We start from the raw sequence: 16,689 nt of genomic DNA, 5'->3' as shown, positions 1-16,689 counted from the left end.
ACGGGCTGAGCGGCGCGGCCCGACGCAACGCACGGAATTTCCGGCGCGAGGCCGGTGTCAACTTTTTGTACGGCAATGAAAGGTCGCCCCTTATGGACATGGGACAACTCGGTAGCATCCTGCCGCTGATTCTTCTGGTGGTGGTGTTCTACTTCCTGCTGATCCGCCCCCAGCGCAAGCGCCAGCAAGAGGCGATCAAGATGCAAAACTCCCTGGCGCCCGGCACCCGCGTCATGACCACGACCGGTCTGTTCGCGACCGTTGTCTCGGTGGACAATGAGGACGTCGTCCTCGAGGTCGCGCCCGGCATCGAAACCCGCTGGGTGAAGGCCGCGATCGGCCGCGTCGTCGCCCCCGGAGAGCCTCCGGCAGCAGGGGAGCGGGATGCGGACGAGTCCGGGGAGGACACGAACGAGTCCGAGCCCAGCGCGGATCGCAACGACGGTCAGGACACCAACACCAAGCAGTCCTGACTAAGCTCTGCGACAAACCTCTATCCGAAAGAACTGACGACCAGTGGCCCGACCGACCAGCCGCCACAGCCGACCGGGGCGAACGCTCCTGGTGCTGCTGGCGCTCATCCTCGCCCTGGGCGGGACGATGTTCCTGCAGAAGGCGTATACGCCCAAGCTCGGACTCGACCTCGCCGGCGGCACGACGGTGACCCTGTCCCCCGTGACGCAGAACGGTGCCTCTCCTCCTGAGGAGATCATGGACCGCGCGGTCAACATCATCCGCGACCGGGTCAACGGCACCGGCATCTCCGATGCGGAGGTCGCCAAGTCAGGCGACAACATCATCATCTCCATCCCGGGCGTCGGACAGAATGAGGCCATCCAGCTGGTCGCCACCACCGCGGAGCTGCGTTTCCGCCAGGTGCTCGCCCTGCAGGCCACGCAGATTCCGCAGGAGCTGGCCACCAACGCTCCCACGCCGGCCGCCTCGCCCTCGGCTTCCGCGACGGGGTCGGCCAAGCCGTCCCAGTCGGCGGGCTCGCCGGCGCCCAGCGCCTCTCCGACGGGCAAGGCCCTGTCGTCGGCGCTGACCGCGCCGACCCCGAGCGCGCAGCCGACGGCCACGCAAGCCGGCCAGAAGCAGGACAAGAAGGGCCAGAACGCCAAGGCCACGCCGACGGCGAGCCCGACCGCCCCGGCCAGCACGCCGCCCGCTGAGGACCCCAACGCCGGGATCAACACCGAGGGTATCGACCCCGCGGTGCTCAAGCAGTTCCAGGCGCTCGACTGCGCCGACCCCAAGAAGCGCGGCCAGGGCGTCCAGGACGACCCGAAGAAGCAGTTCGCCGCCTGCGATGCCGACGGCAGCGCCAAATACGTCCTCGACGTCGCCAGGGTCGTCGGCACCGACATCGACACCGCCTCCGCGGGCATCCGCCAGGGCACCACCGAGTGGATCGTCCAGCTCGACTTCAAGAGCAAGGGCGCGGGCGAGTGGGGCAAGCTCACCACGGAGGCCTACAACTCGCAGGCGCCGCGCAACCAGGTCGCGGTCGTCCTCGACGGCGTCGTCATCACCGCGCCCAACATCATCAGCCCGATCCCCGGCGGCCGGGCCGAGATCACCGGCGGCTTCACCCAGGCCAGCGCCACCACGCTGGCCGACCAGCTGAAGTACGGCGCGCTGCCGCTGAAGTTCAACCGCAGCTCCGTCGACACGGTCTCCTCGACCCTGGGCCAGGACCAGCTGCGGGGCGGCCTGATCGCGGGCGTCATCGGGCTTGCGCTCGTGGTGCTCTACTGCCTGCTCTACTACCGCGGCCTGGGCATCGTGGCGGTGCTGAGCCTCGTGGTGGCCACGGTCATCACGTACACGTCGGTGGTCGTGCTGGGCACGAACGCCAACTTCCGGTTGTCGCTTCCGCACATCATCGGCTTGGTGGTCTCGATCGGCATCACCGCCGACTCCTTCATCGTCTACTTCGAACGCATACGTGACGAAATGAAGGAAGGGCGGCGCACGCTCCGGGCGGCCGTCGAGGTGGCCTGGGTCCGTGCCCGGCGCACGATCCTGATCGCCGACGCCGTCATGTTCATCGCCGCGATCGTGCTCTACTTCCTGGCGGTGGGCGGTGTGGCCGGGTTCGCGTTCGCGATGGGCCTGACCACGCTGATCGACGTCGTGGTGGTGTTCCTGTTCACGAAGCCGTTCATCGCCATGCTGGCGAAGGTGAAGTTCTTCGCCAAGGGGCACCCGCTGTCCGGTCTCGACGCCGAGCGCATGAGCGAAGTCAGCAGCACGACCGGCCGCACGACCACTCCGCAGGAGGCCTGAGATGGGACTCGCGCGTCGCCTCTATCGCGGCGAGATCGACGTCGACTTCGTCGGCAAATGGAGGCTGTGGTACAGCCTGTCCGGCTTCCTGCTGCTCGTGTCGCTGGCCGGTCTGCTGTTCAACGGCCTCAACCTGGGCGTGGAGTTCAAGGGCGGCACGGTCTACTCGTTCGAGGCCCCGACGGCCACCGTCGAGACCATCCGCGAGTCCATCCGCGAGGAGGGCGTGCACCAGGTGATCGTCCAGTCGGCCGGCGACGGCTGGCGGGTGACCACCGAGAGCCTGTCGGAGGACACCCGGGCACAGGTGCAGTCCGAGATCGCCAAGGACTTCAACACGCCGGCCGGCGAGGTCAGCATTCAGGCCATCGGTCCGTCCTGGGGCGGTGAGGTCTCCCAGCAGGCCTGGATCGGCCTGGGTGTGTTCATGGTGGCGATCATCCTGTATCTGTCGATGGCGTTCGAGCCGAAGATGGCGCTGGCCGCCATCGTCGCGCTCATCCACGACCTCGTCATCACGGCCGGCATCTACGCCTGGTCGGGGTTCGAGGTCACGCCGGCGACGCTGCTCGGCTTCCTGACCATCCTCGGTTACTCGCTCTACGACGCGGTCGTGGTGTTCGACATGATCAAGGAGGTCACGGCCAAGCTGGGGCACACGTCGAAGATGACGTACTCGATGGCGGCCAACAACGCGCTCAACCACACGCTGATCCGGTCGCTCAACACCTCGCTGGTCGCGATCCTGCCGGTGGCGGCGATCTTGTTCATCGGCACCACGCTGCTCGGCGCGGGCACGCTGAAGGACCTGTCGCTGGCCCTGTTCGTCGGCATGATCGTCGGTACGTACTCCTCGCTCTGCGTGGCCACACCGCTGCTGGTGACGCTGAAGGAGCGCGAGCCGAAGTACCAGGCCATCGCCAGGAGGCTCGCCTCCACGGGTGGTGGCAAGAAAGGTTCCAAAAGCGCCGCGGTAGCCAAGGGGTAGCCCGCACCGCGTAGCCGACGCCCTCGCCCGTGACCGGGCGGGGGCGTCGCGTTGTGACCGGCCCAGGAGGCTGGGCGGCGACCGGGAACGGGGCGGGACCGGTCCGCTTGGGGGCCGGAATGCATCATCATGGAGCCCGGCACACGGCCGGTGGAAAGAGGCGAGGAAACCCATGAGCGAGCTGAGCACGATGATCTTGGATCGGATCCGGGACATCCCGGATTACCCGAAGCCGGGAGTCATGTTCAAGGACATCACCCCGCTTCTGGCGGACCCTGTGGCGATGGCCGCCGTGGTGGAGGAGCTGGCCGGGCTGCACCAGGTGGACAAGATCGTGGGGATCGAGGCACGCGGGTTCATCCTGGCCGCGCCGGTGGCGTACCGGGCGGGGGCCGGGTTCGTGCCGGTGCGCAAGAAGGGGAAACTGCCCGCCGCGACCCTCGAAGAGTCCTACGATCTGGAATACGGCTCCGCGACCATCGAGGTGCACCGTGACGCTTTCGCGCCCGGTGACCGGGTTCTCATCGTCGACGACGTGCTCGCCACGGGCGGCACGGCGAAGGCGGCCGTGGAGTTGGTGGAGAGGGCCGGCGCCGAGGTCGTGGGCATCGCGGTGCTGATGGAGCTGGCATTTCTCAAGGGCCGGGAGCGTTTGCCGGGAGTGGAGTTGCATTCCCTGGTGATCGTCTGAGCCCGGTCGGCGACAGCCGGGCTTTGCCACCTGGATACACTGGGGGATCTGGACTCGAACGTGAGGAGCCAAATCGCGTGAGGAGTCATTGCGGGAGGAGTCTGTGTGCCCCGTGATGCAGTCGTGCCCGACGTAACCGACTCCGGCAGTGCCGAGCCGAGCGGCGTGCCGGCAACGCGCCGGCGGCGGTTTGGGGGTGGGGCCATGAACCCGGTGCTGGAGCCGCTGTTCCGCACGGTCCGCGCCACCCACCCCAAGGCCGACCTGCGCGTGATCGAGCGTGCTTACGACGTCGCCGCCTACCACCACCGCGACCAGAAGCGGAAGTCCGGCGACCCATACATCACGCATCCGCTCGCCGTGGCCACCATCCTCGCCGAGCTCGGCACCGACGACGAGACGTTGTGCGCGGCGCTGCTGCACGACACCGTCGAGGACACCGCCTACAGCCTTGACGAGCTGCGCGGCGACTTCGGCGAGACGATCGCGTCCCTGGTCGACGGCGTCACCAAGCTGGACAAGGTGAAGTTCGGCGACGCCGCGCAGGCCGAGACCGTACGCAAGATGGTGGTCGCGATGGCACGTGACATCCGCGTGCTGATCATCAAGCTGGCCGACCGGCTGCACAACATGCGCACCATGCGCTACCTGCCCGAGCACAAACGGCACCAGAAGTCCCGCGAGACCCTCGAGATCTTCGCGCCGCTGGCCCACCGTCTGGGCATGAACACGATCAAGTGGGAGCTCGAGGACCTCGCCTTCGCCATGCTCTACCCCAAGCGCTACGACGAGATCGCGCGCATGGTGTCGGAGCGGGCGCCGCGCAGGGACCTGTTCCTGCAGGAGGTCATCGAGAAGGTCTCCGGCGACCTGCGCGAGGCGAAGATCCGCGCGGTGGTCAAGGGCCGGCCGAAGCACTACTACTCGGTCTACCAGAAGATGATCGCGCGTGACGTGGCGTTCGACGACATCTACGACCTGGTGGGCATCCGCGTCCTGGTCGACACCGTGCGCGACTGCTACGCGGCGCTCGGGACCATCCACGCCCGGTGGAACCCGGTGCCCGGGCGGTTCAAGGACTACATCGCGATGCCCAAGTTCAATATGTACCAGTCGCTGCACACGACGGTGATCGGTCCCGAGGGCAAGCCGGTGGAGCTGCAGATCCGCACCCACGCGATGCACCACAGGGCCGAGTACGGCGTGGCCGCGCACTGGAAGTACAAGGAGGAGGTCGGCGGCTCGGGCCCTCCCGGCAAGGTCAAGCCGGGCAGCGACATGGCCTGGCTGCGCCAGCTCCTCGACTGGCAGAAGGAGACCTCCGACCCGGGCGAGTTCCTGGATTCGCTGCGCTTCGACCTGTCGGTCTCCGAGGTCTACGTGTTCACCCCGAAGGGGCAGGTCATCGCGCTGCCCGAGGGGGCCACTCCCGTCGACTTCGCCTACGCCGTGCACACCGAGGTGGGTCACCGCTGCATCGGGGCCCGCGTCAACGGGCGGCTGGTGCCGCTGGAGTCGCGGCTGGGCAACGGTGACACCGTCGAGATCTTCACCTCCAAGTCGCCGGACGCCGGGCCGTCGCGCGACTGGCTGAAGTTCGTCAAGTCGGGCCGGGCCCGCAACAAGATCCGGCAGTGGTTCTCCAAGGAGCGCCGCGAGACCGCGATCGAGGCGGGCAAGGAGGCCATCGGCCGCGCCATGCGCAAGCAGGGGCTGCCGCTGCAGCGGCTGATGTCCGGCGAGGCGCTGCTGGCCCTGGCCCGCGACCTGCGCTACCCCGACGTGTCGGCGCTGTACGCGGCCGTGGGGGAGGGGCACACCGCGGCGCAGGCCGTCGTGCAGAAGCTCGTGGCCTCGATCGGCGGCGTCGACAGCGCCGAGGAGGACATCGCCGAGACCGCCCTGCCGACCCGGCTGCGCGGCCGCCCCCGGGGCGGCGGCGCGGGCGTCGTGGTGGCCGGGGACGCCGACGTATGGGTGCGTCTGTCGAAGTGCTGCACCCCGGTGCCCGGTGACGAGATCGTCGGATTCGTCACCCGCGGGCACGGCGTGTCCGTGCACCGGGGCGACTGCACCAACGTGCAGCAGCTCAAGTCGCAGCCGGACCGGCTGGTGGAGGTCAGCTGGTCGCCGAGCGACGACAGCGTCTTCCTGGTGGCCATCCAGGTGGAGGCGCTGGATCGGCCGCGCCTGCTGTCCGACGTCACCCGGACGCTGTCCGACCAGCACGTCAACATCCTGAGCGCTTCGGTCACGACGTCGCGGGACCGGGTCGCGATCAGCAAGTTCACGTTCGAGATGGGGGACCCGAAGCACCTGGGGCACGTCCTGAAGGCCGTGCGCAGCATCCAGGGGGTCTTCGACGTCTACCGGGTCAGCGGAGCCGGCAGCTGACCGACGGCCCCTCGCGGGGCTTCGGTCCTTCGCTCGGCAGGCGACAGCGGCCCACTCTGGACCGCTGCGATTGGCAGGGCGCCGTGGGCGCTGCTGCGTGGTGCCGGCCGATGCTGCCACCGGATCACCGTGCTGCCGATCAGAGGCTTCGGGGCTGGAGGTCCATCTGGGGCGCCGGCCGCCGAGCCGCCGGACCGGGCCGTGCCGGCGGGTCAGCGGGGGCGCAGGTCGGGGAGGTTGACGACGATGGCCTCCTGGGTGCTGCGGGCGATCACGACGACCGCCTCCTGAGCCGGGTCCGGGTTCTCCTCGCGATGAGGCACGTACGGCGGCACGAAGACGTAGTCGCCCGGCTTGGTCTCCAGCCGCACCTCCCGCGCCCCCTCCAGGAACACGAACGACGGCGTGCCGCTGACCACGTAGATCGCCGTCTCCGACGCCCCATGGTGATGATCGGAGGACCGGGTGGCGGGCGCCACGTGCGTCTGCCCCATCCACAACCGCGCCGACCCGGCGGTGGCCCCGCTGATGGCCGCCAGCCGCCGCATGCCCGAGCTCTGCGCCGTGCCGCCCGAGAGCCCCTCTGCGGGCACGTGACGCAGCGGCCGGTGAAACGGGTCCCCCTCGGCCCGATAGCCCTCCCAGAGCCGCCCTCCCGCCCCCTCAAGCACGTCTGAGGCCACGGCGGCCAGCCGTGCCGGGTCGTCGTGCGCGGCGAGCAGCTCGGCGGCCAGGTCCGGGTCATGCGCGCGCAGCTCGCGCAGCAGCCACTTGCCGCTGCCCTGCCACCTGCGCCCGAACCCCAGGGCCATCCTGGCCGTCTCCTGCACCACCTGCCACCGGAGGAACGTCTGCTCGCCGGGATCGATCGCCCCCGACAGGTCGTCCAGGAGGTCGGAGAGCGCGTATCTGGCCCGCTCGGCCTCAGTGTGCGTCAACCCGCCCGGGCCGGCCGCCAGGCGCTTGCTCAGGGCCGTCTGGAGGTCGCTGGCGCGGCCGCTGGTCCGGTCGGTCAGCACCGCGCCCTCGGCGCACATCCGCGCCAGGGTGGGCTGCCGCCGGTCGAAGTCCTTGTCGAGGTAGGCGTGCAGGCTGGTCTCGCTGTGCACGAACAGCTCGACCGGCCACCCGCGCCAGCGCAGCGACTCGCGATAAGGGACGGGCAGGCCGTCGAGCACCACGACGACGTCCAGGTCCGAGGTGCTGGTGCGCTGCTCGGTGAGCACGCTGCCGCCGACGAAGGCGTACAGGGCCCCCGGGAACATCTCCTCGACGAGAGCGCGAGCGGCGCTGACGGGATCCATGGCGCAAGCCTAGATCGCAGGCCGCTCCGCGTGCCGCCCGATTCCCCACGATCGGGCGGGAAGGCGACGTCAGCTGAACTCGGCCAGCGTCCGCTCGGCCTCCTCGAGCCAGGAGCGGCGGGCCACCAGGGCTTCCTCGGCCTCCTTGACGTCCTTGGCACGCCCGGCCGCCTGCGCCTTGGCCAGCCGCTTCTCCAGCTGCTCGATCGAGGTGCGCAGCTGGTCGACCGTGCTCTGCGCGCGGGCCCTGGCCTCGGGGTTGGACCGCTTCCACTCGGCGTCCTCGGCCTTGCGCACGGCCTCGTCGACCTTGCGCAGCCCGCCCTCGAGCCGGTCGCGCTGCTCGCGCGGCACCGGGCCCGCGGCCTCCCACCGCTCCAGGATGTGCCGCAGCGCGCCCCGGGCCGTACGTACGTCGGTGACCGGAAGGATCTTCTCCGCCTCGGCCAGGAGCTCCTCCTTGACCTGCGCGTTGGCCGCCAGCGAGGCGTCCCGCTCGGCGAAGACCGCCGACCGGGCCTGGAAGAACTGGTCCTGCGCGGCCTTGAAGCGGCCCCACAGCTCGTCCTCGGCCTCGCGCGAGGCCCGCCCTGCGCTCTTCCACTGCTGCATCAGCTCGCGGTAGACGGCCGCGGTCTGGCCCCAGTCGGTGGAGTCCGCGAGCGCCTCGGCCTCGGCGACGATGCGCTCCTTGGCCGCGCGGATGCCCTCGCGCTGCTCGTCCAGGCCCGCGAAGTACTGCTTGCGCCGCTTGGCGAACGCCGTGCGGGCGGCCGACAGCCGCTTCCACAGCGCCGCCTCGGTGACCCTGTCGATGCGGTCGGCGGCTTTCCACTCCTCGACCAGCTGGCGCAGCCGCTCGCCGCCCGACTTCCAGTGGGTGGTCTCGTCGGCGATCCGCTCGGCCTCGCCGACGATGCGCTCTTTGACCGCCCTGGCCTCGGCGCGCGCGTGCTCACGGGCCGCCTTGACCTCCTCGCGGCGCTGGGCGACCAGCTCCGTCAGGCCGTCCAGGCGGGTGGTCAGCGCGGCCAGGTCGCCGATGGCGTGGGCGTCCGCGACGGCCTCGCGCAGCTTGGCGATGCTGGCCTCGGCCTGCGCCGGTGCCAGATCCGTGCCCCGCACCCGCTGCTCGAGCAGCTGAACCTGGCCCGCCAGCTCGTCGTACTTGCGATGGAAGTAGGCCAGTGCCTCTTCGGGTTCACCGGCCTGCCAGGAGCCGACGGCCCGCTCTCCCTCAGCCGTACGCACGTAGACGGTGCCGTCGTCGTCTACCCGGCCCCACGGGTCGGTGCTCACCGTGTCCTCCCGCACTATCCATCAGACCCTTCGGGACATACTCGTCCCTAGTTTGTATTACGTCAGCTCTTGCCGGCGATTGTCACGTCTTTGATTTCGACGGATTGCTTCGGTGCTCCCGTCCCGTCCCCCATGTCGGCGATGACGCCTGCTTTGCTTACCTTGTCCAGGATGTCGAGCCCCTTGGTGATCGTACCCACCGGCGTGTAAAGCGGGTCGAGTTGGATGTCTCCGAAAACGAGGAAGAACTGGCTTCCCGTGCTGCCCGGCGCCTGCGTTTTGGCCATCGCCATCACACCACGCTTGTACTGGGCACCCTGCAGGTTCTCCTCGGCCAAGACGTAGCCGGGGCCGCCCGAGCCGTCCTGGCTCTTGCCGTCGGCCTTGGCGGTCGGGTCGCCGCACTGCAGCATCGGGAACTTGTCGCTGCCGAGCCGGTGGCACTTGCTGCCGTCGTAATACTTCTTCTTCGCCAGGAATTCCAGCGAGTTGGTCGTGCAGGGCGCCTTGGCGTTGTTGAGCTCGACCACGATGTCGCCCTGGTTGGTCTTGAACGTCATCGTCTTCGCGGCGGGCGTGGTCTTGACGCTCTTCGGCGGCATGCCGACGTCCTTGACCTGCCCGCCGGCGGTGTCCTTGACGTAGTCGCAGGTGCCGGTCGCCGCGTCGTACGGCTTCGGCCCCGTGCTCGCGCTCGGCGCCGCCGTGGCGGTGTCGGCGGCCGACGCCGAGGGCGTTGCGGCCGCCTCCGTGGTTTGATCACCGCCGCCCAGCAGGGCGACCGCCGCCACGATGCCGCCGACCACGATCACCACGCCCACAGTGGAGCCGATGATCGCCGTGCGCTTGGCCTTCTGCTCGCGCTCGACACGGCGCTGCATCTGCCGCTCGTAGTGCTCACGCGCCAGCTGCTTCTGCCGGTCCTTCCCCGTGGCCACCGCTTTGCCTCCCATAGTCAATCAACTGAGGTGGGCGAATCGTATCGGCCAATGGGTAATGATTCGCAGCCCGGCGACCCGCACCGGTACCCTTCGGTTACATTCCCATTGGCTTTTCGACGAGATCACCTGAGGCAGATGCTCATCGCTGGCTTCCCCGCAGGGGCCTTCCAGACCAATTGTTACGTCGTCGCGCCTGCCGCCGGTGAGGAGTGCGTCATCGTCGATCCAGGTCAGGACGCGACCGAAGGCGTCGACGAGCTGCTGCGCGAGCACCGGCTCAAGCCGGTCGCGGTCCTGCTCACCCACGGCCACCTCGACCACGTCTGGTCGGTCGCCCCGGTCTGCGGTGCGCGCGACGTCCCCGCGTGGATCCACCCCGAGGACCGCCACCTGCTGAGCGACCCGGCCGCGGGCTGGTCCGGCACGAGCGCCTCGCTGTTCGGCGGCCTCACGCTGAGCGAGCCCGACGATGTGCGCGAGCTGAGCGACGGCGCGGTCCTCAAGCTGGCCGGCCTCGAGCTCGCGGTGGACCACACGCCCGGCCATACCAGGGGGTCGGTGAGCTTCCGGCTGCCCGATGACGAGATCATGTTCTCGGGCGACCTGCTGTTCGCCGGCTCCATCGGACGTTCTGACCTGCCCGGGGGCGACTACCCGACGATCCTGCGCAGCCTGGCTGCCAAGTGCCTGCCGCTGCCTGACGATACGGTCGTCCTGCCGGGCCACGGACCACAGACCACGATCGGCCGCGAGCGCGCTACCAACCCATACTTGAAAGAAGCAGCGCCGCACGCCGGTCCCACACGAGGGATCTAATGAGCTTCCAAGCACCCAAAGGCGTCAAGGAGTACGTCCCACCGCAGGCCTCGACGTTCTACGCGATTCGCGGAGCGTTCGCGGAGACGGCCAGGCGTGCGGGCTACGCCTACCTCGAGACTGCGGTTTTCGAGGACACCCAGCTGTTCGCGCGCGGCGTCGGCGAGTCCACCGACGTCGTGAGCAAGGAGATGTACACCTTCACCGACCGCGGCGGCAGGTCGCTGACGCTGCGCCCGGAGTTCACCGCAGGCGTGCTGCGCGCGGTCCTGGAATATGGCCTGCACCGCGGCCAGCTCCCGGTGAAGGTCTGGACCGACGGACCGGTCTTCCGCGCCGAAGCGCCTCAGGAGGGCCGCTACCGCCAGTTCTACCAGCTCGACCTGGAGGCGATCGGCAGCGAGGACCCGGCCGTCGACGCCGAGACCATCGCGCTGGCCTGGCAGTGGTACTCCGCGCTCGGCCTCACCCAGGTGCGGTTGCTGCTCAACTCGCTGGGCTGCAAGGAATGCCGCCCGGCTTACCGCGCCCGGTTGCAGGAGTTCCTGCGCGCGCTCGACCTTGACGAGGCCACCAGGGCCCGAATCGAGATCAATCCGTTGCGCGTGCTCGACGACAGGCGCCCCGAGGTCCGTGCGCAGCTGGAGGGAGCGCCGCTCATCGGCGACCACCTCTGCCCTGCCTGCAAGGCCTACCACGACCGGGTCAAACAGCTGCTGGCCGACCTCGGCGTCTCGTGGGAGGACGCGCCCAGGCTGGTGCGCGGGCTCGACTACTACACCCGCACCACCTTCGAGTTCGACCACCCGCTGCTGGGCGCACAGTCCGGCATTGGCGGTGGCGGCCGCTACGACGGGCTCTCCGAGGCCATCGGCGGGCCACCGTTGCCCGGCATCGGCTTCGGCCTCGGCCTCGACCGCACGGTGATCGCCATGGAGAGGGAGGGCATCGCGCTCGCCGCCCCGCCTCGGTGCGAGGTGTACGGTGTGGCGCTGGGCGACGAGGCGGCGCGCGCCATGTTCAAGCTCGTGAACGAGCTGCGCGCGGCCGGTGTCGCCGCCGACATGGCCTACGGCGGCAAGGGGCTCAAGGGCGCCATGAAGGGCGCCGACCGTTCGGGCGCCGCGTTCGCGCTGATCCTGGGCGAGCGCGACCTGGCCGCCGAGGCCGTGCAAGTGAAAGACCTGACCACCGCTGACCAGACCGAGGTGCCCTTGACCGAGGTCGTCGAATTCTTGAAAGGGAAAGTGCAGTGATCCGCACGCATACGGCCGGGTCGCTCCGCGAGGAGCACGCCGGGCAGCAGGTGACGCTCGCGGGATGGGTGGCCCGCCGCCGCGACCATGGCGGCGTGGTCTTCATCGACCTGCGTGACGCCTCCGGCTCGGCGCAGGTGGTCTTCCGCGAGGAGGACCACGCCCACGACCTGCGCGCCGAATACTGCGTGAAGGTCGTCGGCGCGGTCCGCCTGCGCCCCGAGGGCAACGAAAACCCCGACCTGCCCACCGGCAGGATCGAGGTCGTGGCCGACACGGTGGAGGTGCTGAGCGAGTCGGCGCCGCTGCCGTTCCCGATCGAGGGCAACGTGGGCGTCTCGGAGGAGGCGCGGCTGAAATACCGCTACCTCGACATCCGCCGCCAGCAGGTGGCCAATGCGATGCGCACCCGCTCCAAGGCCACCTACCTCGCCAACGAGGTCATGCACGAGCTCGGCTTCGTCTACGTCGAGACGCCCACGCTGACCCGCTCCACCCCCGAGGGCGCCCGCGACTTCCTCGTGCCGGTGCGCCTGCAGCCCGGCAATTGGTATGCCCTGCCGCAGTCGCCCCAGTTGTTCAAGCAGCTGCTGCAGGTGGGCGGGCTCGAGCGTTACTACCAGCTCGCCAAGTGCTACCGCGACGAGGACCTGCGGGCCGACCGGCAGCCGGAGTTCACCCAGATCGACGTCGAGATGTCCTTCGTGGACCAGGAGGACGTCATCGAGGTCGGCGAGAAGCTGATCGGCCGGCTGTGGAAGGAGATCGCCGGCTACGAGCTGCCGACGCGGCTGCCGCGCATGACGTACGCCGACGCCATGGCCCGCTACGGCTCCGACAAGCCCGATCTGCGCTTCGGCCAGGAGCTGGTCGAGATGACCGCCTACTTCGCGAACACGTCGTTCCGCGTCTTCCAGGCCGAATACGTCGGCGCGGTCGTCATGCCGGGCGGCGCCTCGCAGACCCGCAAGGAGCTCGACGGCTGGCAGGAGTGGGCCCGTTCGCGCGGCGCCAAGGGCCTGGCCTACGTGCTCGTGCAGGAGGACGGCACGCTCGGCGGCCCGGTGGCCAAAAACCTGTCCGAGGAGGAGGCCGGCGGGCTGGCGGCCAAGGTCGGCGCCAACCCGGGTGACGCGATCTTCTTCGCGGCCGGCCCCCGGCACTCCTCCCGTGACCTGCTCGGCGCCGCCCGTCTGGAGATCGGCCGGCGCTGCGACCTGATCGACGAGTCGGCGTGGTCGTTCCTGTGGGTCGTCGACGCCCCCATGTTCGAGCCGGTGCACGACGAGGTGGGCCGCGAGATCGGCTGGACGGCCGTGCACCACCCGTTCACCGGTCCCAAGCCGGAGTGGGCCGACAACTTCCAGGACCACCCGGGCGAGGCCCTCGCCTACGCCTACGACATGGTGTGCAACGGCATGGAGATCGGCGGAGGCTCGATCCGTATCCACCGGGCCGAGATGCAGCAGCGTGTCTTCGACGTGCTCGGCATCTCCAAGGAGGAGGCCGAGAGCAAGTTCGGCTTCCTGCTCGAGGCGTTCAAGTACGGCCCGCCGCCGCACGGCGGCATCGCCTACGGCTGGGACCGGATCTGCATGCTGCTGTCCGGCGGCGACTCGATCCGCGACGTGATCGCCTTCCCGAAGACGGCCTCCGGCTTCGACCCGCTCACCGCCGCGCCCACGCCGATCACGGCCGACCAGCGCAAGGAGGCAGGCGTCGACGCCCAGCCCAAGGCCTGAACGACGGCTGCTCAAGGCGTGAACGCAAGAACGGCAGGCGCCCGCGTTGCGGGGCCTGCCGTTCTTGTGTCTCCTACTTGACCGTGACGCTCTTGATCACGATCGGCGTCTTCGGGGCGGTGGAGCCGCCGTCGCCGGTGATGTCGTCCTCGTTGACGGTGACGCCGTCCTTGGCGACCTTCTCGATGATCTCCAGGCCGGACTTCACTATGCCCAGCACCGAATACTGCGGCTCGATCTGCGCGTTCTCGTCCGACATCGAGATGGCGAACTGACTGCTGTTCTGGCCGGCCGCGTCCTGAGGCTGGGTCAGGAACACCACACCCCTGGTGTACGGCACCACGCCCACGGCCTCGTCGCCGAACACGTACCCCGCGGTGCCGAGGCCGTCCGTCGGGTTCTTGCCGTCCGCCTTGGCCTGAGGGTCGCCGCACTGCAGCAGGAACAGACCGGTCGTCTCCGGCGTCGCGAGGCGGTGGCACTTGGTGTTGTCGTAGAACTTCTTCTTGGCCAGGAACGCCATGGAGTTCACCGAGCACGGGGTGGCGTTCGCGTCCACGTCGATGACGATGTCACCGTGGTTGGTCTTGATCGTCATCGTGCTGAGCTTCAGGTTGGGCTTCTTGCCGGGCATCCCCACGTACTTGTTCGGAACCGAGTCGTCCCGCTTGTACGTGCACGACACCGAGCCCGCCTTCTTCGGCGGCGTGGTGCTCGGGAGCTCTGTCGGCGCGGGGGCGGAGGCGGAGGCCGACGCGGACGCCGAGGGCGTGCTCGCCGCCGAGGCCGCCTCACCGCCGTCCTTGCTGACCAACGTGGTCGCGGCGAAGATGCCGCCCGCCACCACTACGACGGCCACGCCCGCGCCGATGAAGGTGTTCCGCCTCGCCTTGGAGGACTGCTCGGCCGCGGCGCGCTCCTTCTGCCGCTCCTTGTGCTCCCGCGCCAGCTCGCTCTTGCGGTCGTCGTCGCCGCTCACCGCTTGTCTCCTTCATCTTTGCCGTCACATGACCAAACAACTCCGCGCATGCTACCGGCCTCCGATATGTGCCGGACGTAAGTGGCGAAAGCCGTGATGTGCGACTTGTGAGGTCGCGAACCATATGGTGCTCACATTCGTAGTTGAAATGAGCACTAAGGAGCCCCCATGTTCGACCAGATCCTGGGCCTCCCGGCCCACCCCCTGATCATCCACTTCGCCGTCGTGCTGACCCCGCTCCTCGTCGTCGTGGCCGCCGTCTACGCGCTGCTGCCGCGCTGGCGGCCGTACATGGCCTGGGCCGTCGTCCTGCTCTCCCTGGTGGCGCCCGCGGCCGTCTACGCGGCCAAGGAGAGCGGCGAGAGCCTCAAGGCGGCCCGCTTCGCCACCGCCGGCGGCGAGGTGGGCGCCCGCATCTCCACCCACCAGAGCTTCGCCAACCCCTTGCTGCTGTCGGTGCTCGGGCTCGCCGCCGCCGCCCTGCTGCTGGTGTACGCCACCCGCCCGGCCCGCGACTCCGTGGGCGGCGACCGGTTCGGCCGCGCCGCGACGCTGACCCTGTCGGGACTGACGCTGGCGCTGGCCGCGGTGGCCGGCTACTTCGTCTTCCGGGCCGGTGACTCCGGAGCGAGAGCCGTGTGGGGAGTGTAATCTCGCGTTGTGGAGAGCCTGTTCGATTCGGCGGCTGAGGAGGCCACCCCGCAGCCCCTCGCGGTGCGCATGCGCCCGCGCACGCTCGACGAGGTGATCGGCCAGCGGCACCTGCTCGGCCAGGGCACCCCGCTGCGGCGCCTGGTCGAGAGCGAGGCTCCCATGTCGCTGTTCCTGTGGGGTCCGCCGGGCACCGGCAAGACCACGCTCGCCTACGTCGTCTCCAACGTCACCAAGCGCCGCTTCGTCGAGGTCTCGGCCGTGTCCGCCGGCGTCAAGGACGTGCGTGCCGCCATCGACAACGCCCGCCGCGAGCTGGGCATGACCGGGCGGCAGACCGTGCTGTTCGTGGACGAGGTGCACCGCTTCAACAAGGCACAGCAGGACGCCCTGCTGCCCGCCGTGGAAAACCGCTGGGTCACCTTCATCGGGGCGACCACCGAAAACCCGTTCTTCTCGGTCATCTCGCCGCTGCTGTCGCGCTCGCTGCTGCTGACGCTGGAGTCCCTGTCCGAGGACGACATCCGCGTGGTGCTGGAGCGGGCCGTCGCCGACCCGCGCGGCCTGGACGGCCGCGTCACCCTCGCGCCCGAGGCCCTGGAGCATCTCGTACGCCTCGCGGGCGGGGACGCGCGCCGGTCGCTGACCTACCTCGAGGCGGCGGCGCTGCTGGCCGACGACATCACGGTCGAGGTCGTGGAGAAGGCCGTCGACAAGGCCGCCGTGCGCTACGACCGGCAGGGCGACCAGCACTACGACGTGATCAGCGCGTTCATCAAGTCGATGCGCGGCTCGGACGCCGACGCCGCACTCCACTATCTGGCCCGCATGATCGAAGCGGGCGAGGACCCGCGCTTCATCGCCCGCCGCATCGTCATCTTCGCCTCCGAGGACGTCGGCATGGCCGACCCCACCTGCCTGCAGACCGCCGTCGCCGCCGCCCAGGCCGTGCAGCTCATCGGCCTGCCCGAGGGGCAGATCAACCTGGCGCACGCCGTCATCCACTGCGCCCTCGCCCCCAAGTCCAACGCCGTCGTCAAGGCCATCGGGGCCGCGATCGGCGACGTGCGACGCGGCCTGATCGGCCAGGTGCCCGGCCACCTGCGCGACGCCCACTACCCGGGCGCCGCCAAGCTGGGCCACGGGGACGGCTACAAATACCCGCACGACTTCGACCACGGGCTCGTCCGCCAGGACTACGCGCCCGAGCAGGTCCGCGAGCGCCGCTATTACGAGCCGACCCGGCACGGCGCCGAGGCCCCGGTCGCCGATCGCTGGGCCAAGATCCGCGACTTCCTGCGCGCAAAGCCGGACGCATAGGTGAAAGCCGTACTAAACA

The 16,689-nt window shown here is 69.4% G+C and carries 14 protein-coding genes; 10 read left to right on the top strand and 4 right to left on the bottom strand.

What is annotated here, in order from left to right; genetic code table 11:
* The first annotated feature begins 98 nt into the window (after positions 1 to 98).
* The 5 genes from yajC (at position 99) to ACTWQA_RS31390 (ending at position 6,362) form a co-directional block, all read left to right on the top strand.
* Positions 99 to 473, top strand: a complete 375-nt coding sequence (yajC, locus tag ACTWQA_RS31410; protein WP_327580728.1) for a preprotein translocase subunit YajC — start codon at positions 99 to 101, stop codon at positions 471 to 473.
* A gap of 43 nt (positions 474 to 516) precedes the next feature.
* On the top strand, positions 517 to 2,289 hold the full coding sequence (gene secD / locus ACTWQA_RS31405) for a protein translocase subunit SecD (RefSeq protein ID WP_443162635.1): 1,773 nt from the start codon (positions 517 to 519) through the stop codon (positions 2,287 to 2,289).
* A 1-nt stretch (position 2,290) separates the two neighbouring features.
* The gene (secF, locus tag ACTWQA_RS31400) at positions 2,291 to 3,277 is read left to right on the top strand and encodes a protein translocase subunit SecF (protein ID WP_443162634.1); all 987 of its coding nucleotides are present in this window, start codon (positions 2,291 to 2,293) and stop codon (positions 3,275 to 3,277) included.
* Between the two features lie 172 nt (positions 3,278 to 3,449).
* The gene (locus tag ACTWQA_RS31395) at positions 3,450 to 3,968 is read left to right on the top strand and encodes an adenine phosphoribosyltransferase (protein ID WP_305921678.1); all 519 of its coding nucleotides are present in this window, start codon (positions 3,450 to 3,452) and stop codon (positions 3,966 to 3,968) included.
* 204 nt (positions 3,969 to 4,172) lie between these two features.
* Positions 4,173 to 6,362 carry a RelA/SpoT family protein gene (locus ACTWQA_RS31390; protein ID WP_443162633.1) on the top strand — a complete coding sequence of 730 codons (2,190 nt, stop codon included), beginning with the start codon at positions 4,173 to 4,175 and terminating at the stop codon, positions 6,360 to 6,362.
* 212 nt (positions 6,363 to 6,574) lie between these two features.
* On the opposite strand, the gene ACTWQA_RS31385 is transcribed toward ACTWQA_RS31390, so the two are convergent.
* The 3 genes from ACTWQA_RS31385 to ACTWQA_RS31375 form a co-directional block, all read right to left on the bottom strand.
* Entirely contained in the window at positions 6,575 to 7,666 is a 1,092-nt protein-coding gene (locus tag ACTWQA_RS31385; RefSeq protein WP_443162632.1) for a cupin domain-containing protein, read from the bottom strand.
* A gap of 69 nt (positions 7,667 to 7,735) precedes the next feature.
* Positions 7,736 to 8,965 carry a DUF349 domain-containing protein gene (locus ACTWQA_RS31380; RefSeq protein ID WP_443162631.1) on the bottom strand — a complete coding sequence of 410 codons (1,230 nt, stop codon included), beginning with the start codon at positions 8,963 to 8,965 and terminating at the stop codon, positions 7,736 to 7,738.
* 62 nt (positions 8,966 to 9,027) lie between these two features.
* Entirely contained in the window at positions 9,028 to 9,903 is an 876-nt protein-coding gene (locus ACTWQA_RS31375; RefSeq protein ID WP_371825892.1) for a peptidylprolyl isomerase, read from the bottom strand.
* 138 nt (positions 9,904 to 10,041) lie between these two features.
* Between ACTWQA_RS31375 and ACTWQA_RS31370 the strand changes: the two genes are divergently transcribed.
* From ACTWQA_RS31370 to aspS, 3 genes are read left to right on the top strand one after another with little or no spacing between them, the layout of a single operon-like run.
* Positions 10,042 to 10,722: an MBL fold metallo-hydrolase gene (locus ACTWQA_RS31370; RefSeq protein WP_443162630.1), complete on the top strand. Its 681-nt coding sequence runs from the start codon at positions 10,042 to 10,044 to the stop codon at positions 10,720 to 10,722.
* The gene (hisS, locus tag ACTWQA_RS31365; protein ID WP_443162629.1) at positions 10,722 to 11,978 is read left to right on the top strand and encodes a histidine--tRNA ligase; all 1,257 of its coding nucleotides are present in this window, start codon (positions 10,722 to 10,724) and stop codon (positions 11,976 to 11,978) included. Before ACTWQA_RS31370 ends, hisS begins: the two co-directional genes overlap by 1 nt.
* A complete protein-coding gene (aspS, locus tag ACTWQA_RS31360; protein ID WP_443162628.1) occupies positions 11,975 to 13,720 on the top strand; it encodes an aspartate--tRNA ligase in 1,746 nt (581 codons plus the stop codon). The genes hisS and aspS overlap by 4 nt, the downstream gene beginning before the upstream one ends.
* A 73-nt stretch (positions 13,721 to 13,793) precedes the next feature.
* Here the strand turns inward: aspS and ACTWQA_RS31355 are convergent, their stop codons facing one another.
* Positions 13,794 to 14,699: a peptidylprolyl isomerase gene (locus ACTWQA_RS31355; protein ID WP_443162627.1), complete on the bottom strand. Its 906-nt coding sequence runs from the start codon at positions 14,697 to 14,699 to the stop codon at positions 13,794 to 13,796.
* A gap of 168 nt (positions 14,700 to 14,867) precedes the next feature.
* On the opposite strand from ACTWQA_RS31355, the gene ACTWQA_RS31350 reads away from it, so the two are divergent.
* Entirely contained in the window at positions 14,868 to 15,350 is a 483-nt protein-coding gene (locus ACTWQA_RS31350) for a DUF2231 domain-containing protein (protein ID WP_443162626.1), read from the top strand.
* A 9-nt stretch (positions 15,351 to 15,359) separates the two neighbouring features.
* Entirely contained in the window at positions 15,360 to 16,670 is a 1,311-nt protein-coding gene (locus ACTWQA_RS31345; RefSeq protein WP_443162625.1) for a replication-associated recombination protein A, read from the top strand.
* The last annotated feature ends 19 nt before the right edge of the window (positions 16,671 to 16,689 follow it).

Source organism: Nonomuraea sp. 10N515B (assembly GCF_052245915.1).
Taxonomy (GTDB): Bacteria; Actinomycetota; Actinomycetes; order Streptosporangiales; family Streptosporangiaceae; genus Nonomuraea.
This window is presented reverse-complemented; position numbering and strand designations above follow the sequence as displayed.